Consider the following 20,602-nt stretch of genomic DNA (forward strand, 5'->3'; position numbering starts at 1 on the left):
CGTCGCACTAAGGCTCCTTGTCCTGGTTGCCAGGATAAAACCCATGGAGCAGGCGATAGCGGTCGTGACGGACCTGATCCACATGATGCCGGACCTGCTGTTCGGGCAGGCCGAGCATGATCAGGGCGTGGGAGGCCAGCATCAGGCTCGACTCCAGCAGCTCCGGGACCACTTCGCTGGCCCCGGCAGCTTGCAATTCGGCCAACTGGCTGTCGTCACGGGTGCGCACCAGGATCGGTACCCGATGATTGACTTGTCGGGCCGCCTTGAGCACGGTGATGGCGATGTCGGTCTTGTCCACCGCGATCACCAGCAGCCTGGCGCGGCTCAAGCCAACGGCCGCAAGCAGGTCGCCTCTGCGCGAATCCCCGTAATGCACGCAGTTTTCCCCAACAGTGGCTTCCTGGATGATCACCGGGTCGTCATCCAGGGCGACGAATGCCTGGCCTTCGCGGCGCAGGAACCGCCCGATGGATTGGCCGACGCGCCCGTAGCCGCAAATGACCACATGGCCCGACAAGCCGGCGTTGAGTGCGCTGATCTGGTCCAGTTGCGCCTCTTCGTTGGGTTTGCGATGCAGGCGCGCGGCGATGCGTGGCGCGGCGCGCAGCAATAGCGGGGTCAGTAGCATCGAGCAGAACGTCGCGGCCAGCAGCAGGCCGCTGATGTCGGCGGGCATGAGGCGGTTCTGCTGCATCAGGGCCATCAGGGCAAAGCAGAATTCACCGCCCTGGGCCAGCGCCAGGCCACTGCGCCAGGCGGTTTCAACGTCGCTGCCGCGCCATTTCACCAGGACGGCGACCAAGCAGCCCTTGATGAGCATCAAGCCGAGGGTCAGCCCCAGGATCAGCAAGCCGTCGTCGAGGAACAGCTGCAAGTCGATCAGCATGCCGATGCTGACGAAGAACAGCCCCAGCAGGATGTCGCGGAACGGGCGTATGTCGGCTTCGATCTGGTGCCGGTAGTGGCTTTCCCCCAGCAGCATGCCCGCCAGGAAAGCCCCCAGGGCCGGTGACAAGCCGAGCAGGTGGGTCAGCCATGCCGTCAGCAACACGATCACCAGGGCCAGCAGCACGAACAGCTCTGCGGACCGGGACGCCGCCACTTCATGGAATAGCCGCGGCAACAGCAGCCGGCTGGCCAGCAGCAGGCCACCAAATAAAACCAGGGTCTTGCCCAGGGTCAAGGGCAGTGCCCAATACCACGAGTGCTCACTGCTGCCAGCGAATACCGGCACCAGGGTCAACAACAGCACTGCGATAACGTCCTGGAACAACAGCACCCCGATGGCGTTTTGGCCGTGGCTGCTGAAGATTTCTCCCAGGCTGCTCAATTCCTTGCTGACGATGGCAGTGGAGGACAAGGCCAGCCCGGCACCGAGCAACAATGCGGCGATCACAGGCGCGCCACCCAATGCCAGCAATCCCGCCAGAACCGCTCCCGAGCACAGCACTTGCAGGCTGCCGAGGCCGAACACGACCCGACGCAGTTCGAGCATTTTCGACAGGGAAAACTCCAGCCCCAACGAGAACAGCAGGAACACCACCCCGAGCTCGGCCAGGTCTGGCAGTTCTTCGCTGTCGTTCACCCAGTCAAGCGCGGTAGGCCCGACCGCCAGCCCGACACAGAGATAACCCAGTACGGGCGGCAGGCGCAGCCGTCTGAAGAGGGCGATGACCACCAGGGACGAGGCAAGGATGATCAGCAGGTTGGCAAACAAGGGGAACTCCGTTTCAAGGCTACAACGCACAGCGTAGAGGGAAAAACGCCACAAGCGTCGCTGGAAAAGCATTGGCGTTCAGTGATTTGCATCAGCGTTTTACCGAAACACCGTGAAGCGAGCCAGCGACTCGACGGTTTGCCGGGTCAGGCCTAGAATGACCGTCTATCTTTTTTGGGTCTACCCGCCATGCTTCCTGAATGCCAGTTGTTCGGCACCCTGGGGTGTCATCTATGCGAAGTTGCCGAAGGGATGTTGATGCCTTTCGTCGAACATGGATTGTTGGTGGAACTGGTGGACATCGCCGAGAGTGAGGCTTTATTCGACGCTTATGGGTTACGCATCCCGGTCCTGCGCAGGATCGATACGGCTGCGGAGCTGGACTGGCCTTTCGATGCCGAACAGATCGTGACCTTTCTCCGCTAAGCGGTTCGTCCGTCGGTTTCTGATACTGCGGTTGGCGAAAATAGTATGCTTCGGTTACTGTATGGGTATACAGCTATCTGGAGTGCTCCCCTTGGTTAATGTCGAACAACTGAAAAGCAGCGTGAACAGGATGTCCGCGGACGTTGTGCGCGAGGCAGTCCTGGAGCTGCGCCTGGATGGCTTGGTTACCGAAGCCAAGACCCCCTTCAATAAACTGCATTTCAACACCTGTTTCGCCGAGATCGAAGCGTTGTTCCAGCGTGCCGGCTATCACAAGCAGTTGGATGTGGTGGGTTACCAGGGCCTGTTGTACGCGCTGTACGATCCGGGTCGCTGGGAAGCGGTGGAAGTGCTGCGCTGGTTGAAAGAGTTCACCGAAGCGGCGGCAGAACCGACGTCAGTCACGGCGTGAAGCAATCATCGCTGGGCTGGCTGGTGTGACTGTCGGATAATACCGCCCTGCAAAAATGCCTAAGAGTTTCCAATGTCCGGTTCATCGTTTTCCGCCGCTCATCATCAGGCCAGTACGCTGTACCTGCCGCCCGGTTCCTGGCAAACGGTGCTGGAGTGCCTGTGCGAGCATTTCAGTGCCATCAGTCGCGAGCAGTGGCTGGACCGGATCGCTCGGGGCCGAGTATTGGACGGGGAGGGCAAGGCCATCCAGGTCGACTTGCCATACCGCGAAGGCCTGCGCATCCACTACTTCCGTGAGGTGCCCGACGAGAAGCCGATTCCGGTGGTGGAGTCGATCCTGTATGCCGATGAGCACCTGGTGGTGGCAGACAAACCGCATTTTCTGCCCGTCACCCCAGCGGGCGAATACGTCGAGCAAACCTTGTTGCGACGGCTGATCCGGCGGCTGGACAATCCTCATCTGGTGCCCCTGCACCGCATCGACCGGCACACAGCCGGGCTGGTGTTGTTTTCGGCCAACCCGAACACCCGCTCGGCGTATCAGTCGTTATTCCCGACGCGGCAGATCGAAAAACGCTACCAGGCCATTGCCCGTGCGTTGCCTGGGCTGACCTTTCCGCGGGTGCATAAAAGCCGGATGATCGATGGCGAACCGTTCTTCCGAATGCAGGAAGGGCCCGGCGAGCCCAATACCGAAACGGCCATCGAAGTGCTGGAAAGAAACGGCGAGTTGTGGCGCTATGGCTTGTATCCGGTTACGGGTAAGAAGCATCAGTTGCGGGTTCACATGAATGCCCTTGGGGCGGGGATCTGCAATGATCCGTTTTATCCTGATGTACTTCGGGATGTTGAGGATGATTACTCGAATCCTTTGAAGCTGCTGGCTCAAGGGTTGCGTTTTGTTGATCCGGTTACTGGCTTGGAACGTGTGTTTGAGAGCGGTATTTCGTTGCAGTGGTAGTCAGTGCACCCAAAACCCAAAACCAAGCCCAAAAAAAACGGCGCCTCCCTCTTCAGGAAGCGCCGTTTTTTCTAGCGACTTAGGGCAGCAGCGTTACAGATTACAAATCCTTAACGGTACGAACCTGATCTTTGTTCACGCGAGTCTGCTTGCCATCCAGTTGCTCGAATTCGTAGAAGCCGCTTTCTTCATCGTAATGTGGGGTGTCGACGGCCTGGATTTCGCGACCGTCATTCAAGGTGATCACTGTTGGCGAAGCGCACCCGGCTAGGGTGGCGAGGCCCAGAGCGAGCATGAACGTGGCGAGGGTCCGTTGTGTCATGGTGTTTCTCCGAAATGAATTCTTCAAGTTACTGACCTTCAGACGTATACATCGCGTGCAAGTTCCTGGCTAGTGTCAATCTGACACGCCTTGGTGTCGGGCCAGTAACTCCGGCGTGTTCAGGTTTGCCAGGCGGGGATCGTCGGCTGGGCATTGCAGTGCAACGGCGTGCAGTGCGCGCATGATACGGCCGGGGCTGCGTTCGCCTTCGCTCCAGGCGCGTTCGAAGCTTGGCGCCAGGGCCAACGGGATGACACACAGCAGCGGCTCCCAGTGCTCGCCGTGCCGCACCATCAGCGGCTTGTCGGGGTGCTGGCTGGCCGTCTTGCGCATGTTGTCGAGCAAGCTCGCGTCGATTTGCGGTACGTCGCATGGCAGCACCAGCAAATACGGATGCCTCGCAGCCTTCAGGCCTGCCCGGATGCCCGCCAGCGGCCCGGGAAAGTCGCCTTCCTCGTCATGCACCAACTGATCGGCATACATCGCATAAAGTTGCGGGTTGCGGTTGCAGGAAATGATCAGGTCATCGCTCATGGCGCGGGTCTGTCGATGGATATGGGCAATCAGCGGTTCACCCTGCCACAGCACGAGGCCTTTGTCCTGGCCGCCCATGCGTTGTCCGCGTCCGCCCGCCAAGAGCAGGATGGAGCAGGGTGGCAGTGACGTATTCGAGGTCATGGCGTGTCTCCGCACGGGCGAAAAAATGAAGCGCTGTGATATAACACCGGGCTGTTTCCTTCACAACTGGACGAGCCTATGAAAGCCAAGGCTGATGTACCTTTCGTACCGCTCAATATCGCGGTGCTGACTGTCAGTGATACCCGTACCCTGGAAACCGATACGTCCGGCCAGGTCTTCGTCGATCGGCTCACGGCGGCCGGCCACAACCTGGCGGCGCGGGTCCTGCTCAAAGATGATTTGTACAAGATCCGGGCGCAAGTCGCGACCTGGATTGCCGAGGACGTGGTGCAGGTGGTGCTGATCACCGGCGGCACCGGTTTCACGGAACGTGACAGCACGCCGGAAGCCGTCACGTGCCTGCTGGACAAGCTGGTCGATGGCTTTGGCGAGTTGTTCCGACAGATATCCGTGGCCGACATCGGCACTTCCACCGTGCAGTCCCGCGCGCTGGCAGGCCTGGCCAATGGCACGCTGGTGTGTTGCCTGCCGGGTTCGACCAACGCGGTGCGTACCGGATGGGATGGCATCCTGGCCGAACAGTTGGATGTGCGGCATCGACCGTGCAACTTCGTGGCTCATTTGAAACAGGCTGCGCCTTGTGAATCCCGTGGGTAAACCGGGCAAGGCCAGTGCCTTGATGGCCGTTGAGGTCGCGTTGGAGCGATTGCTCGAGATGGCGGCGGCCACGCCGATTGTCCAGCGCGAGCATTTGCCTTTGGCCGCGGCGCTAGGGCGAGTGCTCGCCGAGGATCTGGTGTCGACCCTGGATTTGCCGCCATGGCCCAACAGCGCCATGGACGGTTACGCTTTGCGGCTGGCTGACTGGAATGGCGAGCCGTTGAAGGTCAGCCAGCGGATTTTTGCCGGGCAGGCCCCACAGCCGCTGGCCGTTGGCACGTGTGCGCGAATCTTCACCGGGGCGCCAGTCCCTGCGGGCGCCGACTGCGTCGAGATGCAGGAAAATGCCGTGGTTGAAGACGACCAGCGGGTGCGGTTTACCGAGCCTATGGTCAGCGGACAGAACATTCGCCCTCAAGGACAGGAGACCACCGTCGGGGAGCAGGTTCTCTCTGCCGGCACTCGCCTGGGCCCGATCGAGCTGGGGCTGGCGGCCTCCTTGGGTTGTGCATCGCTGGAAGTGGTGCGCAAGGTTCGCGTCGCAGTCCTGTCCACGGGGGATGAGTTGGTCGAACCCGGTCAGGCGCTGGGCCCGGGTCAGATCTATAACAGCAACCGCGTGCTGCTGTGTGGCTGGCTGCAACGCATGGGTTGTGAGGTGGTTGACGCCGGTATCCTGCCTGATGATTTATCGGCCACCCGCGAGCGCCTGACACAGTTGTCGGATGTCGATCTGATCCTGTCCACGGGTGGGGTATCGGTGGGGGAAGCGGACTTCCTGGGGATCGCCTTGCGCGAGGATGGCGAGTTGGCGCTTTGGAAACTCGCCATCAAGCCGGGTAAGCCGCTGACGTTCGGGCATTACCGTGGTGTGCCGGTCATTGGCTTGCCTGGAAACCCTGCCTCGACCCTCGTGACGTTCGCACTGCTGGCACGGCCCTACCTGCTAAGACGCCAGGGCGTTCAGCAGGTGGCGCCACTCAAGTTCAAGGTGCCGGCCGGTTTCGCCTGGCTGAAGGCGGGCAGTCGCCGAGAATACTTGCGAGGCCGCATGGAGAATGGGCGAGCGATCATCTACCGGAATCAAAGCTCAGGTGTCCTGCGTAGCGCGGCCTGGGCCGAAGGGTTGGTCGAAGTGCTCGAGGGGCGAACGCTGGTGGAGGGCGATGAAGTAGGCTTCATACCCTTGAGCGAAGTCCTGGGCTAGCACTGTGGTGGGTGTTCTACGGCCCGAGTCGGACGCTCGGGCCTTCATGCACCTCACCTTCATCGTGTGAGCAGCATCACCAACTGATCGAATCGATTGTTCGCAATCCAGCCCAGCAGGCCGAGCACCACCGCTGCCGCGCCAGCCGAATAGGCCAGCCTGTGGCGGATCACCTTTACGTCGGTGCGGATTTCATCCATGTCTTTGCGGATGTATTTGAGGTGGGTTTCCAATTCAACGACGCGCGGTTCCAAATCAATTCCTCCAACGGGATTACTGCAACTTTTGCATTCGTTCTGAGTATCGGCCCGCTCGCTTCCAAAGAACGCGCGCTGCCGGGGCAACAGCTTGTATTCATGGTTATGCATGGGACGGTTCATCCCCTTGGTCATAACTGTTCGAACGACTGAACCGACCCCAGGGGGCCGTGACGTATCCATCCATGGGTAAGTGCTTCCTTGTGCGATGAGGTTTTTAGCGTTCCAGCAGAACAGAAGGCCAAATTGTCTTAATACCGCTAAAGGGTCAATTGAGCTGATTCGCCAGATCTTGTAAGAAAACTCTTCGAATTAAGGCATCCCGGTCGAGCGAGCTGCCCTGCGGACTTTCTCCCGGGGCACGCTTTCCTGCTTTTTTTAATAAATTGAGGTACGCCGGGCTTTTTCAGTCGATTGAGCGGTCCCATTTCCTGAACCTTCCAATGACGGAGACCACGATGAGCAAAGGCAAGGCGCTGTTGATTTTGCATGGCAAGCAAGCGCTCAACGAAGAGGTTCGCACGGCAGTGATGCTCAAGCGCGAGCAGGGTTGGGACCTGGCGGTACGGTTGACCTGGGAGGCCGGTGATGCCCAGCGATGCGTCGATGAGGCGCTGGAGGCCGGTTATACGCGACTGATTGCCGGTGGCGGTGACGGGACCTTGCGTGATGTCGTCGAAGCGATCGTCCTCAAGTCGAGCGATGCCAGCCTGGTGCTGCTGCCGCTGGGCACTGCCAACGATTTCGCCCGGGCGGCCGGTGTGCCGTTGGAGCCTGTGCAGGCCCTGGATTTGCTCGACGTTGCGCCGCAGGCTGTTGATGTGGGTGAAGTCTGCGGACGGATTTTCCTGAACATGGCCACCGGCGGTTTTGGCAGCCAGGTGACGGCGAACACCTCCGAGGACCTCAAGAAAGTCCTGGGGGGCGCGGCTTACCTGTTCACCGGCCTATCGCGATTCAGTGAGCTGAGTGCCGCCTATGGTGAGTTGCAGGGCCCCGATTTCCACTGGCAGGGCGATCTGCTCGCGCTGGGTATCGGCAATGGCCGGCAGGCGGGAGGTGGCCATGTGCTTTGCCCGGAGGCGTTGGTCGATGATGGTTTGCTGGACATCAGCATCCTGCCGGCGCCTCAGGAAGTGGTCAGTACGTTAAAGGACTTGCTGGCGGGTGGCCTGGGCATCGACAACATGTTTGTCCGCGCGCGGTTGCCGTGGGTGGAGATCAAGGTCGCGCAAGGCCTGGATATCAATCTCGATGGCGAGCCGTTGCAGATAGACGCCCTGCGTTTCACTGTCCACCCAAAGGTACTGCGCGTGCACCTGCGGTCCGATTCGCCGCTGTTGGGCGGCGCCACGGCGCTCAATCGTCCAGGCTGATGATCTGTTCGCGCACCGCGAACAGCACAAGGCCGGCCACGTCATGGATCTGCAGGCGCTTCATGATTTGCGCCCGGTGGGTTTCCACGGTCTTGATGCTCAGGTTCAAGCCGTTGGCTATTTCCCGGGTGGACTTGCCGCGCACGATCAGCCGCAGTATTTCCAGCTGGCGTGCCGTCAGGTTATGGGTCTGGGCAGGGTCCGGCTGAAGCTTCTGGACGCGGGTCAGCGCTTGGTTGATCACAGTATGGGCGATGGCCGGGCTCAGGTAGCGTTCGTTGTTGCGCAGCGCCTCCAAGGCATGTTTCAGCTCATTGGCGGTGGTGTCCTTGAGCAGGTAGCCATGGGCTCCGGACTCCAGCGCCTGCATGATCAGCGCCGGATCCGTATGCATCGACAGGATCAGCACCTTGCTGTGGGGGCGCACCCGCTTGAGCTGTTGCAAGGCGTCCAGGCCGCAGGTGTCCTTCATGGAAATGTCCAGCAGCACGATATCGGGGTTGAGTCGTTCGACCAATTCGACCAATTGCGTGCCATCACTGGCTTCGCCGATGACGGCATAGCCCGGTATATCCATGACCAGCGCGCGTACGCCGGCCCTGATCAGGGAGTGGTCATCTACCAGCAGCAAATTACAAATCAAAGGAAAACCTTATTCTTACTGGCTCGCTCCAGGGCACGCGGCGCCCACGGAAAGCGTGCTTCGATATGCGTGCCTTTGCCGGCCTCGCTCATGACCTTGAGGGTGCCGCCCAATTGTTCGACCCGCTCCGACATGCCGGCCATGCCCCGTTGGCCTTCGCGAGCGGGGTGGGTGGCCGGGACAAACCCCTGGCCATCGTCGCTGATCAGCAAGGTCAGGCCGTCAGGCAGGCGTTGCAGGCGTACCAGCAGATTCGTCGCCCGGGCATGACGCAAGATGTTGGTGACCGCTTCCTGGGTGATCCGGAACACCGCGACCGACATTTCCTCCGGGATCCCTGCCATGCGCTGTTGGCAATCGAGGCTCCACTTCACCGGAGCATTGGCCAGCGTCTTGAGCAGGTGCGCCCGCAGACTGGCTTCCAGTCCGAGGCTGGTCAGTTGCCGCGGGTTGAGGATCGCCGATACATCGCGGACCTTGTTTAGGGTTTCGTCCAGCGTCTCACAGAGTAGCGCGCATTGGCCTTGCAATTCTTCCGGCGTCCGCCGCTTGAGCCATTCGCCTTGCAGTTTCGCCGCGGTCAGTAACTGGCCGATGTCGTCGTGCAATTCGCGGCTGAGACGATGGCGCTCGTTTTCCTGGACCTCAAGCAACCGGTCGGCCAGCTCCTGAGGCTGAAACCTGATGGATTTGCGCGACAGCCGATGGTGGATCCAGACACAGGTCGTGGCCGCCACATTCAGTACCAGCAGGCTCAACGGCACCGTAGGGGCGAACAGGTAGGCCAGCAGGCAGCCCACGGCCGAGCAGATGCACAGTAGTAATGTGAAGCGACGGGCGTTTTCTCGAGAGGGAGGCCAGGTGATGAATGACTTGAGGCTGGCGTACATAGCGGATGGAGCCAATGAATGTTCGCTGCGGGCAGGCCGGTCAGCGCATCTGACAGGCCGGGTCGGGTAAACGTTTCAGGTCGACGGCGGCTTCGATTGGCGGCTTTTACGGCGCTGTCTTGAAGTGGCTGACGCGGGGGATAGTACCACTTCGCCTATCGTTGGTCGCGCTCGGCATGGCCGGTGAAAGCGCCATGGACCAGGCACGCCGCATTGAGCCGGCATCATCGTATCAGGCTTGTTTCTGGGAGTAGGATACCAACGCCAGCGGACGTGACGCTGCCAATGCCTGGCCGGGGCTCTGGCCCACCTGGAAAGCGAATGCTTCGATCAACGAGGTCTGCTCGCTGCTGTCCAGGCTCAATTGGCCGGTGGTGTGATCGACCAGTTCCAATTGCCAGGCCATCAGGGTGAAGCAATCCTTCAGGGCGTCCAGGGCCTGGTCATGCAACTCCATGTTGTTTTGCGCGTGGTTGAGCAAGCCATGGATATGCAGCGAAAACTCCGAAACGGCTTCCAGCGCCAGGGCATTGGCCTTGTTCGACAGTTTCAGCAAGGTGCTGAGCATGCAATCGATGGCGTCCTTGTCGTTGTTGATCAATTGCAGATGGCTCAGGCATTCCTCCGACTTGGCCAGCAGCGTCTCGGCCTCGATCAGAAGCTCGGGAAGACGCTGACTCCAGTTCCTACGATCGTTCGGCATGCTTATCTCCACAACATCATGTCAGGCGAAAGAAAACCGCGTACGGCGAACGGCTGGATCTCAAGGTCGACCGCGGACGGACGCACGGCGACACGCCCGTGCGGTTCAGCGAAGGTGAACTCGCAAACAATTGCACGGGTGGGATCGGCCGAAAGGCTGTAGGTCCGATGTCCTGCGGTCGCGCACAAAAGCCTGACTCCGTTCAGCAATGAGAATGGCGTCACATTAATGGCTATTGGATAACGGGAATATCAGGTTGGACCTGATTGTGCCTAGGGGAATCCCTTAGGCAGGGGAACTTTGCACGCAAACCAGGGTCGCGCGGCGCAGGGCAATTGCAGATGAAATCATGAAGCCAGTAAAGCATGATGTTAATGTGACATCAATGCCCCCGCGTTTGTATTTTATCCGGGGGTCAAGATCCGGCTCGTGCAGCCGATATCTCTTTTATTGGATTCATCCGAACAAGCCCAGGAGTCATCGATGGCCGGCATTCTCGACACAGTAGATCAACGAACCCAACTGGTGGGTGAGAATCGCCTGGAAATTCTCATGTTCCGCCTGGCGGGTCGACAGTTGTTCGCCATTAACGTGTTCAAGGTCCAGGAAGTGCTGCAACTGCCGAAGCTGACCCTGATGCCGCAGCGCCACCCGTTCGTGTGCGGGGTGGTCAATCTGCGGGGCCAGACGTTGCCGGTGATCGACCTGTCCCAGGCCATTGGCATGCGTCCGTTAGTGCCGGGCCCTAACAGCACCATTATCGTGACCGAATACAACCGCTCGGTTCAGGCATTTTTGGTGGGCGGTGTCGACCGCATCGTCAACATGAACTGGGAAGCGATCCTGCCACCGCCGACCAGCGCTGGCCGCGAGCACTACCTGACCGCCATCAGCAAGGTGGACGATCAGTTGGTGGAAATCATCGACGTGGAAAAAGTCCTGGCCGAAATCGTGCCCTACAACGCCAAGGTCTCCCGGGACAAACTCGAAGACCCGGTGCTGGAACGCGCCCGTGGTCGCGAAGTGTTGCTGGTGGACGACTCCAACGTCGCGCTCTCGCAACTGCGCGATACCCTGGGGCAACTGGGGGTGAAAATGCACATCGCCAGCGACGGCCTCAAAGCGCTGAACATGCTCAAGGCCTGGGCCGATACCGGCGAGGTGATGACCGATAAATTGCTGATGGTCTTCACCGACGCGGAAATGCCGGAAATGGACGGCTACCGCCTGACCACCGAAATCCGCAACGACCCGCGTCTGCGTGGGCTCTATGTCGTACTGCACACCTCGCTGTCCGGCAGCTTCAACGATTCGATGGTCAAGAAGGTCGGTTGCGACAACTTCCTCTCCAAATTCCAGCCGGACAAGCTGGTCGATGTGGTGCGCCAGCGGCTGATGCTCGACTGAAGCCGATGGTGGTTTGCTTCAATGGCCGGCTCGTATAAGGTGGCATTTTTTCGCCACCAGGGAAGTTGACCATGTTGCGGCTGAGCGCGCTGTATCGGTATCCGTTGAAGTCCGGCAAGGGCCAGCCCTTGCAAGGAATCGGCCTGGACAAGCTCGGGCTGGACGGCGATCGGCGCTGGATGCTGGTGGATGCGGGCACGGGGCGGTTCCTGACCCAGCGCGCCGTGGCGAAGATGAGCCAGCTCTCAGCCTTGTGGAACGAGACGGGCGGCCTGACGCTCAGCGCGCCGGGCCATGGCGCCATTGATGTGCCGCTACCGCCAACGGTGGAGGAACAGCAGCGCGGGGTGATCATCTGGCGTGACACTTTGCGGGTGCCGGATGCCGGTGACGAGGCCGCGGCCTGGGTCAGCGAATTCATCGGCAATCCCACCCGCCTGGTGCATGTGCCGGTTGAACTGGCGCGTACCACCGCCGCCGGTTATGGCAAGGATGACGACAAGGTCGCGTTTGCCGATGGTTTCCCTCTGCTGCTGATTGGTCAGGCGTCCTTGCAGGACCTGTCGAGTCGGGTTGGCCGTTCGCTGGAAATGCTGCGCTTTCGCCCCAACCTGGTGGTCGAGGGCAGCGAGGCGTTTGCCGAGGACGGCTGGAAGCGCATTCGTATCGGCGAGGTTGAGTTCCGGCTGGTCAAGCCATGCTCACGTTGCATCATGACCACGGTCGATCCGCAAACCGGCGAACGCGATCCGAATCGCGAACCTTTTGCCACGTTGCAGCAATACCGTTCGACACCGGACGGTGCGATGTTCGGCCAGAACCTGGTCAATGACAGCAACGGTCGGCTTGAAGTCGGCATGCCGGTTGAAGTGCTGGAATAAAAAGATCCGTAAATAAAAATGCCCGTGTCACTGGACACGGGCATTTTTATTCGCGAGGAAGCTTGCTCCCGCAGGGCTGCATTGTGGGCGCTGCCGAAGGCTGCGATCTTTTGATCTTTGGCTTGATACTCAAGTGTCCGGGGAAAGATCGCAGCCTCGCTTCGCTCGACAGCTCCTACATTGCCACGGGTTGTGTGGGCAGAATCAGCCGCGGTATTCACACAGGTAGGCGGTGTCGACGGCTACTTTGAGCTGGAACTTGCTGTCGGCCGGGACATTGAACTGGCTGCCGGCCTCGAAGGTTTCCCAGTCGGTGCTGTCAGGCAGCTTCACGGTCAGGGCGCCGGAGACCACGTGCATGATTTCCCGTTGGGCCGTGCCGAACTCATATTCGCCCGGTGCCATGACGCCGATGGTCGCAGGGCCTTCGGCAGTACCAAAAGCGATCGACTTGACGGTGCCGTCGAAGTACTCGTTGACTTTAAACATGGGCGATTCCTCGAAAAAGGGGCTGAAAAAGGCCGGCCAGTATGCACAAGGCTTCAAGATTCGTCATCTGCCGCACTGGGGGGTAGCTGCCGCTCAACCCGGAAGCACCAGGGGCAGCAACCGCGCGGTATTGCGGGCATCTTCCAGTGCACGGTGCTGTTGACCGCAGAATTGCAGGCCAGCCAGTTGCAGTGCGCCATTGAGCCCCAGCGGGCGTTCCAGCCGACGGGCCTTGGCGAAGCGTTGCTTGAGGTTCATGTGCGGCACCTGACCGAGAGCACTGTGCAGCTGCTGGTGCTGCCATTCCTGAAGCAGTTGCTTGCGGTCGTAATCGCCCCAACTGACCCAGCTTTCCAGCTTCGACTGATACGGCGCCAGCCAACGCTCGAAAGCCGGCCAGACCTCGGTCAAGGGCGCGGCACTGTCGATATTGGCCTGGGTGATGTGGGTCAGTTCGCGACAGAAGGGCGTGAGCAGCGGTCGCCTCAGGGGCCGCACGAAGCGCTGGAAATGATCCACTTCGCGGCCGTCACGATTCACCAGCGTGGCGCCGATTTCGATAATTTCCATTTCGGTTACGGGCCAACCACCTTCATCGGTGGTGGCCTCCAGATCAATCACCAGCCAGTGAGGCATTGCAGGGTTCCCGGTATCGGCGTGCTGATGGGTTTGAGCGTAGTCAAACCCTCGGCATCCGACTAGTGGGCCGTTTCAACGCGCAACAAAACCTGGCTTTTTTTCACTTGGTCACCCCGCGAGACCTGCAATTGCCTGACCACGCCGTCGACGCCTGCCTTGAGTGGGTGCTCCATTTTCATGGCCTCAAGCACCATCAGCAGTTGGCCTTGGCGCACCGTGCTGCCTTCTCGGACCAGCAGCTCGACAATGGCGCCGTCCATTGGCGCCTTCAGCGTGCCGTCGCTGGGACTGGCCTTGGCGGCGACGGCGGCCAGGGTCCGGTCTTGCAGGAGCAGGCTGCCGGGGCGGGTGAACAGCCAGAGATCGTTGCCATCGAGGCGCCACGCATGCCGCCGGCGAATGCCATCGATCACCCCTGTCGCGCCATGGGGGGCAGCGTCGAGCAGCTTCAGTTCGATCAAGCGCCCGGTGCTGCGGATTTTGAGTGTACCGTCGGTTTCGGCCACCAGGCTCAGCGCCCAGTCGCGCTCCCCGACGCCGATCCGGTAGTGCAGTGTCGCGCCGATGTTGTTGTGCCAACCGCCCAGGCCCGGCGCATGCCGTGCCTGAGAGGCCTGATAAAACGCCGCCGTGGCGATGGCGAGTTGTTCGGCGGAGGGCTCAAGGGGCTGGAGCGTCGCATGATCGGCAAAGTGCTGCCCGATGAATCCGTTGCCGAAGTCACCGTCGATGAACCGCGGGTGTGCCAGCAACCCTGCGAGCAACCGCTGGTTGCTCTGGACACCAAGCAGGACGCAATCTTCCACCGCTTGCAACAATTTGCGCCGGGCCTCCTCGCGAGTGGCGCCGTGGACGATGAGCTTGCCCAGCATCGAATCGTAGAACGGGGTGATGGCTTGGCCCTCCAGCAGGCCATGGTCGATTCGCACGCCGTCCCATATAGGCGGCTCCCAACCGATCAACCGACCGGTCTGGGGCAGGAAACCCGCCGCCGGGTCTTCGGCGTACAGCCGCACTTGCATGGCATGGCCGCTGAGTATCACTTGCTCCTGGCGCAGGGGCAGCGGCCTGCCGGCGGCGACGTCCAATTGCCAAGCCACCAGGTCCAGGCCGGTGATCAACTCGGTGACCGGGTGTTCGACCTGCAGGCGCGTGTTCATCTCCAGGAAGTAAAACCGACCATCTGCAGCGAGCAGGAACTCCACGGTCCCGGCGCCGACATAATTCACTGCGCGTCCGGCCTTGAGTGCTGCGTCGCCCATGGCCTGGCGCAGGTCGGCGGTCATGACCGGGCAGGGCGCTTCCTCGATGATTTTCTGATGGCGCCGCTGGATCGAGCAGTCCCGTTCGCCCAGGTGGATCAACTGGCCGTAGTGGTCGCCGAAGATCTGCACTTCCACATGTCGCGGATCGATCAGGGCCTGTTCGAGGATCAACTCGTCGCTGCCGAAGCCGTGCAAGGCTTCCGAGCGCGCGCTGCGCAACTGCTCCAGCAGGTCATCGGCGCGCTGGACCAGACGCATGCCTCGCCCCCCACCACCGGCGCTGGCCTTGATCATCAACGGGTAGCCGATGCGCCCGGCTTCGCGCTGCAGCGTGTCGTCGTCTTGGGCGGTGCCCTGGTAGCCGGCGATGCAGGGAACGCCGGCGTTGATCATGGCGATTTTTGCCCGACGCTTGCTGCCCATCAGGTCGATGGCCTCGGGGCTGGGGCCGATGAACACGATGCCGGCCGCTTCGCAGGCCTTGGCGAACCCAGCATTTTCCGAAAGAAAGCCGTAGCCGGGATGGAGCGCATCGGCCCCGCAGCGCCGGGCTGCATCGAGAATGGCCGAGGGGTTGAGGTAGGACTGCTGCACCGAGGCCGCGCCGATCAGCACGGCTTCATCGGCCATGCGCACGTGCAGCGCCTCGGCGTCGGCCTCGCTGAACACCGCCACCGTGCGGTAGCCCAGGGCCTGGGCGGTGCGCTGGATCCGGCAGGCGATTTCACCGCGGTTGGCGATGAGGATTTTGCTGAAGGCGGGCATGGGGTTCATTCCTGGCGTTTTGCGCTGTCTGGTAGGGCCTCATCGCGAGCAAGCTTTGCTCCCACAATGGCCAGTGATTGCATTCACCTGTGGGAGCAAAGCTTGCTCGCGATGGCGGTCTGGCAGGCGATGTACTCAGTTTTTCTTCCCTGGCAAAATTCCCATGAGCTTGCAGATGATGCCCAGCATGATCTCGTCCGCACCGGCGCCAATGGACACCAGCCGCACGTCGCGATAAGCCCGGGCGACCGGGTTGTCCCACATGAAGCCCATGCCGCCCCAGTATTGCAGGCAACTGTCGGTGGTTTCCCGGGCCAGGCGCCCGGCCTTGAGCTTGGCCATCGACGCCAACCGTGTGACGTCCTGGCCGTTGATGTACTGCTCGGTGGCCTGGTAAACCAGCGCCCGCAGGCATTCGACCTCGCTGGCCAGTTCCGCCAGGCGAAAGTGGATCACTTGGTTGTCGATCAGGGCCGCGCCGAAGGTCTTGCGTTCCTTGCAGTACTCGATGGTGCGGTCGATGCAATGCTCCAGGCCCTTGATCATGTTGGCCGCGCCGAACAGGCGTTCTTCCTGGAACTGCAGCATCTGCATCATGAACCCGGCGCCTTCCTGGCCGATGCGATTGCGTTGTGGCACCCGCACGTCGTCGAAAAATACCTGGGCGGTTTCCGAGCTGCGCATGCCGAGTTTGTCCAGGTGCTGGCCGAGGCTGATGCCGGGGCTGCGCATCGGCACCATGATCAGCGATTTGTTGACGTGGGGCTTGTCATCCGAAGTGTTAGCCAGCAGGCACATGAAGTCGGCGCTCGGTGCATTGGTGATCCACATCTTGCTGCCGTTGATGACGTAGTCGTCGCCGTCCTTGCGCGCCGTGGTCTTGAGCCCCGCAACGTCGGAGCCGGCGCCAACCTCCGAGACGCCGATGCAGCCGACCTGTTCGCCGCGGATGGCTGGACGCAGGAACGCTTCACGCAACTCATCGGAGCCGAAACGGGCCAGGGCCGGGGTGCACATGTCAGTCTGCACGCCAATGGACATCGGTACACCGCCGCAATGGATGGTGCCGAATTCCTCGGCCGCGACGATCGAATAGCTGTAGTCCAGGCCCATGCCGCCGAAGGCAGCTGGTTTGGAAATGCCCAGCAGGCCGAGCTCGCCGGCCTTGCCGAAAACCTCATGGATGGGGAAACGCCCGGCCTTTTCCCATTCGTCGACGTAAGGGTTGATGTCATGCTCGACAAACTGGCGAACGGTGCGCCGCAGTGCTTCGTGTTCCTGGGTGAAGATCATTGTTGTTGTTCTCCTGTGAGCCGTGGAGCGTCCTCAGAAACGGGCCACGCCGAAGCTGTTGGCTTGCAGTGGCCGCTGCTCGGCCTCGTGACAGATGTCCAGCAGGTAACCCAGCAGTGTGCGGGTGTCGCGCGGATCGATGAGCCCGTCGTCCCACAGGCTGGCGCTGCCGTAGAGGGCGGTGGACTGGCTGTCGAGTTGCTGCGCGGTAGTTTGCTCGAGCAGGTCCAGCATCTTCGGGTCGGGGCTCAGGCCGTTCTTGATCTGCGTGGCCTCGGTGACCATGCGCAGGACCTTGCCGGCCTGGGCACCGCCCATCACCGCCGTATGGCTGTTGGGCCAGGCGAAGATGAAGCGTGGGTCCAGCCCGCGGCCGCACATGGCGTAATTGCCGGCGCCGTAGGAGCCGCCCACCACGACGGTCAGCTTGGGCACTCGGGCATTGGCCACGGCCTGGATCATTTTGGCGCCGTGCTTGATCACCCCTTGTCGCTCGGACTCGGTGCCGACCATGAACCCGGTGGTGTTGTGCAAAAACAGCAACGGCGTGCGGCTCTGGTCGCACAGCTGGATGAACTGCGCGGCCTTGCTGGCGCCTTGGGGTGTGATCGGTCCGTTGTTGCCGATCAGGCCGCAGGCGTGGCCGCGAATGTGCAGGTGGCCGCAAATCGTCTGGGCGTCGAACTCGCTTTTGAAGGCCAGGAACTTCGAACCATCGGCGATGCGCGCGATGATTTCCTGCACGTCATAGGGTTTCTTCGGGTCGTCGGGGATCAGTCCCAATAATTCGTCGGTGGGGTAGAGCGGCTCTGTCCAGCTCCGTTCGGGTTGGAGCGGCAGTTGCGCATTCCAGGGCAGCAGGCTGAGGATCTCCCGAGCCAGGCGCACGCCATCGGCGTCGTTCTCGGCCAGGTATTCGGCGGTGCCGGCCACTTGTGCATGCATCTGCGCACCGCCCAGTTCCTCTTCGCTGGCCACTTCCCCCGTCGCGGCCTTGAGCAACGGTGGCCCGGCCAAAAACAGCCGCGCCTTGTCGCGCACCACCACCACGTAATCCGACAACCCTGGCTGATAAGCCCCGCCTGCGGTGGCCGAGCCATGCACCACGGTGATCTGCGGCAGGCCCATGGCCGACATACGTGCCTGGTTGGCGAAGCAGCGCGCGCCTTCGACGAAAATCTGCGCGGCGTAATTGAGATTGGCGCCGCCACTTTCGGCGAGGGTGATGACCGGCAGTTTGTTTTCCATGGCGATCTGTTGCAGGCGCAGGGTCTTGTACAAGCCGCTGGGGGAAATCGTGCCGCCCTTGATTGCGCTGTTGTTGACCACCGCCAGCACCCGCACCCCTGACACGTAGCCGATCCCGGCGATCAGGCCGCCGCCGGCCTGGCTGCCGTCCTTGTCGTCATGAAGTTTGTAGCCGGCCAGGCTCGCCAGTTCGAGAAACGGCGCGCCAGGGTCCAGCAGCAGGTTCAGGCGCTGGCGTGGCAACAATTGGCCGCGCTGGTCGAATTTGCCCTGGGCCTGGGCGGCTTTCTCCAGCACGGCCTGTTCGAGCTGGCGCAGCTGTTCGACCCCGGCCAGCATCGCCGCATGGTTGCGCATGAAGTCAGTGTTGTGCGGATCAAGGTGCGATTCGATGACTGGCATACACACTCCTTTTGCTCGAACGGATTAGCCCAAAACCTGCACTCCTCTGTAGGAGCTGCCGAAGGCTGCGATTTTTTGATCTTTCGCTTGCCACTCAATTGTCTGGGACAAGATCGCAGCCTCGTTGCACTCGTCAGCTCCTACGGGGTCAGCATGCATCAGGGTGGTGTGGGGAGGCGTTGACCCGGTCGGCAATGTCTTGCGGCACCGGAATCTGAATCTCCAGCAGTTGCTGGGCGAACGCCTTGCCCTGGGGATCGATGCGCAGGCTGGCGACACCGCCGCCGCCGAGGGCGTTTTCCAGCAGGAAATTCAAACTGTGGGTGCCCGGCAGGTACCAGCGTTCGACCCGGCCCAGCCGCGGGTCGAGCACGTGGCTCATCCAGTCGACCATCACCTCCTGTGTCAGCGCTTCGGCGATCCAGGGCAGGTATTCGGGTTCCCGGGCGATCACGCCAATGTTGCTGTGGTTGCCCTTGTCACCGGAGCGCGCCACCGCCAGTTTGACCAACGGCACGCTGGCATCGGCCCGGCCCTGGGGTTTGGGCAGGCCCGGGGCGACGGGCAGATCGACGGTGTGCAGCGGTTCGAAAGCGGGCAGGGGGCAAGTGTGACGCTGGCCGTCGAGTTCAATGTCGAGCCGGCAAGTGGTTTTGTCGATCAGGAACGAGAACAGGCGAATCAACGGCGACACCGTCGGCCGGCCGCCGACCAGGCCGGTCAGCCCCGGTGCCATGCCGGTGGCAGCTTGGGCGATTTCCCTGGAGAACAGCACCAGCGGCGGTTTATCCGGGTGCCGTACCGCCAGCTTGATTACCACCTCACGGCTGTCCCGACGCTGGCCGTGCTGGCCGTAAGTGGCTTCGCTGCCCAGTAGTTCGATGTTCACTTCGCTGTAGGGCGCCCAGCCACGTTGGTTGAAAATCTGTGAGGTCTTGGCGACGATTGCCTGGCTGACCCGTTCAGCCTTGGCCACCGCATCGATGCCAGCGATCAGGCAGGTGGCGGTGCAGCGAAATCCGTCCAGCCAGGTGGCGCTGATCTTGTATCGATCGGTGGGCGGCAAGCCCTTGGCCCCGTGGACATGCACGGCGTGCTTGCCTTGCTGGATCAACCTGACCTGGCTGAAGTCACAGATCACGTCCGGCAACAGATAGCCCTGCGGGTTGCCGATTTCGTAGAGCAACTGCTCGCCGACGGTCAAGGGCGTGACCAACCCGCCGCTGCCTTGGGCTTTGGTAACCGTGAACTGGCCGTCGGCGCTGACCTCGACGATGGGAAAGCCGATGTGCTCGTAATCCGGGACTTGCTGCCAGTCGGTGAAGTTGCCGCCCGTGCACTGGGCGCCGCACTCGATCAGGTGCCCGGCCAGTGCAGCCTGGGCCAATCGGTCGTAATCGTCCCAGGCCCAGCCGAATTCATGCACCAAGGCGGCGCTGACCACGGCGCTGTCCACCACTCGGCCGGTGATCACCACATCGGCCCCCAGGCGCAACGCCTCGACGATGCCGGGCGCGCCAAGGTAGGCGTTGATGGATACGCACGCGCAGGGCAGGGGCTCGCCACTGAACATTTCGCGAATGCCTTGGGCGGTGAGTCGATCGAATTGCGGTTGCAGGTCATCGCCCAGCAGCACGGCGATCTTCAATGCCACCCCCGCCTGATCGCAGGCCGCTTGCAGGGCCTTCGCACAGGCCTGGGGATTGACCCCGCCGGCGTTGCTGATGACACGGATCCCGTCGTCATGCAAACGCCGTAGCAGCGGTGTGAGAACCTCGATGAAGTCTGTGGCATAGCCGCTCGAAGAATCCTTCAGGCGCGCCCCGGCCATGATCGACATCGTCACCTCGGCCAGGTAGTCGAACACCAGGTAGTCCAGCGCCCCGCCCTCGACCAGTTGCGCCGCCGCAGTACAGGTATCGCCCCAAAAGGCACTGGCGCAACCGATACGGATCGTTTTTGGCATGGCGCTCCCTCCGGCAAAGGTGGCTCGAG

Annotated in this window: 21 protein-coding genes; 8 read left to right on the forward strand and 13 right to left on the reverse strand. The window is 61.5% G+C overall.

The window, feature by feature from the left end:
- Positions 1-7 precede the first annotated feature (7 nt).
- Positions 8-1,720, reverse strand: a complete 1,713-nt coding sequence (locus AC09SL_RS01130; RefSeq protein ID WP_058545498.1) for a cation:proton antiporter — start codon at positions 1,718-1,720, stop codon at positions 8-10.
- A gap of 189 nt (positions 1,721-1,909) precedes the next feature.
- On the opposite strand from AC09SL_RS01130, the gene AC09SL_RS01135 reads away from it, so the two are divergent.
- From AC09SL_RS01135 to AC09SL_RS01145, 3 genes are all read left to right on the forward strand, one after another.
- Positions 1,910-2,146 (forward strand): glutaredoxin family protein, encoded by a 237-nt coding sequence (locus AC09SL_RS01135; protein ID WP_058545497.1) that lies wholly within the window; start codon positions 1,910-1,912, stop codon positions 2,144-2,146.
- Positions 2,147-2,237: 91 nt separating this feature from the next.
- On the forward strand, positions 2,238-2,558 hold the full coding sequence (locus AC09SL_RS01140) for a hypothetical protein (RefSeq protein ID WP_058545496.1): 321 nt from the start codon (positions 2,238-2,240) through the stop codon (positions 2,556-2,558).
- A 72-nt stretch (positions 2,559-2,630) separates the two neighbouring features.
- Complete coding sequence (locus AC09SL_RS01145) at positions 2,631-3,521, forward strand: pseudouridine synthase (protein WP_058545495.1); 891 nt, start codon at positions 2,631-2,633, stop codon at positions 3,519-3,521.
- Positions 3,522-3,621: 100 nt separating this feature from the next.
- Here AC09SL_RS01145 and AC09SL_RS01150 read toward each other — a convergent pair whose 3' ends face one another.
- Entirely contained in the window at positions 3,622-3,843 is a 222-nt protein-coding gene (locus tag AC09SL_RS01150) for a YgdI/YgdR family lipoprotein (RefSeq protein WP_003199454.1), read from the reverse strand.
- Positions 3,844-3,918: 75 nt separating this feature from the next.
- Entirely contained in the window at positions 3,919-4,521 is a 603-nt protein-coding gene (gene mobA / locus AC09SL_RS01155; RefSeq protein ID WP_058545494.1) for a molybdenum cofactor guanylyltransferase MobA, read from the reverse strand.
- 78 nt (positions 4,522-4,599) lie between these two features.
- Between mobA and moaB the strand changes: the two genes are divergently transcribed.
- Together moaB and AC09SL_RS01165 are read left to right on the forward strand one after the other, a co-directional pair.
- Complete coding sequence (moaB, locus tag AC09SL_RS01160; RefSeq protein ID WP_058545493.1) at positions 4,600-5,139, forward strand: molybdenum cofactor biosynthesis protein B; 540 nt, start codon at positions 4,600-4,602, stop codon at positions 5,137-5,139.
- A 22-nt stretch (positions 5,140-5,161) separates the two neighbouring features.
- A complete protein-coding gene (locus tag AC09SL_RS01165) occupies positions 5,162-6,349 on the forward strand; it encodes a molybdopterin molybdotransferase MoeA (protein ID WP_175359756.1) in 1,188 nt (395 codons plus the stop codon).
- 59 nt (positions 6,350-6,408) lie between these two features.
- On the opposite strand, the gene AC09SL_RS01170 is transcribed toward AC09SL_RS01165, so the two are convergent.
- Positions 6,409-6,717, reverse strand: coding sequence for a hypothetical protein (locus AC09SL_RS01170; protein ID WP_226921063.1), 309 nt, complete (start codon positions 6,715-6,717; stop codon positions 6,409-6,411).
- 347 nt (positions 6,718-7,064) lie between these two features.
- On the opposite strand from AC09SL_RS01170, the gene yegS reads away from it, so the two are divergent.
- Entirely contained in the window at positions 7,065-7,982 is a 918-nt protein-coding gene (yegS, locus tag AC09SL_RS01175) for a lipid kinase YegS (RefSeq protein ID WP_058545491.1), read from the forward strand.
- Here yegS and AC09SL_RS01180 read toward each other — a convergent pair.
- From AC09SL_RS01180 to AC09SL_RS01190, 3 genes are all read right to left on the reverse strand, one after another.
- Positions 7,966-8,625 (reverse strand): response regulator, encoded by a 660-nt coding sequence (locus AC09SL_RS01180; protein WP_058545490.1) that lies wholly within the window; start codon positions 8,623-8,625, stop codon positions 7,966-7,968. The two genes, yegS and AC09SL_RS01180, sit on opposite strands and share 17 nt — an antisense overlap.
- Positions 8,622-9,515, reverse strand: a complete 894-nt coding sequence (locus tag AC09SL_RS01185; RefSeq protein WP_058545489.1) for a sensor histidine kinase — start codon at positions 9,513-9,515, stop codon at positions 8,622-8,624. Before AC09SL_RS01185 ends, AC09SL_RS01180 begins: the two co-directional genes overlap by 4 nt.
- Before the next feature lie 232 nt (positions 9,516-9,747).
- Entirely contained in the window at positions 9,748-10,218 is a 471-nt protein-coding gene (locus AC09SL_RS01190) for a hypothetical protein (protein ID WP_058545488.1), read from the reverse strand.
- 483 nt (positions 10,219-10,701) lie between these two features.
- Between AC09SL_RS01190 and AC09SL_RS01195 the strand changes: the two genes are divergently transcribed.
- Both AC09SL_RS01195 and AC09SL_RS01200 read left to right on the forward strand, forming a co-directional pair.
- Positions 10,702-11,625: a chemotaxis protein CheV gene (locus AC09SL_RS01195; protein WP_058545487.1), complete on the forward strand. Its 924-nt coding sequence runs from the start codon at positions 10,702-10,704 to the stop codon at positions 11,623-11,625.
- A gap of 71 nt (positions 11,626-11,696) precedes the next feature.
- Positions 11,697-12,506, forward strand: a complete 810-nt coding sequence (locus AC09SL_RS01200; protein ID WP_058545486.1) for an MOSC domain-containing protein — start codon at positions 11,697-11,699, stop codon at positions 12,504-12,506.
- A gap of 204 nt (positions 12,507-12,710) precedes the next feature.
- Here AC09SL_RS01200 and ppnP read toward each other — a convergent pair whose 3' ends face one another.
- From ppnP to AC09SL_RS01230, 6 genes are all read right to left on the reverse strand, one after another.
- A complete protein-coding gene (gene ppnP / locus AC09SL_RS01205; protein WP_058545485.1) occupies positions 12,711-12,995 on the reverse strand; it encodes a pyrimidine/purine nucleoside phosphorylase in 285 nt (94 codons plus the stop codon).
- 93 nt (positions 12,996-13,088) lie between these two features.
- Positions 13,089-13,631, reverse strand: coding sequence for a 3'-5' exonuclease (locus AC09SL_RS01210; RefSeq protein WP_058545484.1), 543 nt, complete (start codon positions 13,629-13,631; stop codon positions 13,089-13,091).
- A gap of 62 nt (positions 13,632-13,693) precedes the next feature.
- On the reverse strand, positions 13,694-15,664 hold the full coding sequence (locus AC09SL_RS01215; RefSeq protein ID WP_058545483.1) for an acetyl/propionyl/methylcrotonyl-CoA carboxylase subunit alpha: 1,971 nt from the start codon (positions 15,662-15,664) through the stop codon (positions 13,694-13,696).
- Positions 15,665-15,799: 135 nt separating this feature from the next.
- Positions 15,800-16,957, reverse strand: coding sequence for a citronellyl-CoA dehydrogenase (gene atuD, locus AC09SL_RS01220; RefSeq protein ID WP_058545482.1), 1,158 nt, complete (start codon positions 16,955-16,957; stop codon positions 15,800-15,802).
- A gap of 33 nt (positions 16,958-16,990) precedes the next feature.
- Entirely contained in the window at positions 16,991-18,607 is a 1,617-nt protein-coding gene (atuC, locus tag AC09SL_RS01225; protein WP_058545481.1) for a geranyl-CoA carboxylase subunit beta, read from the reverse strand.
- A 148-nt stretch (positions 18,608-18,755) separates the two neighbouring features.
- Positions 18,756-20,573 (reverse strand): acyclic terpene utilization AtuA family protein, encoded by a 1,818-nt coding sequence (locus tag AC09SL_RS01230; protein ID WP_058545480.1) that lies wholly within the window; start codon positions 20,571-20,573, stop codon positions 18,756-18,758.
- Positions 20,574-20,602: the final 29 nt, after the last annotated feature.

Source organism: Pseudomonas sp. PF05 (genome assembly GCF_056521845.1).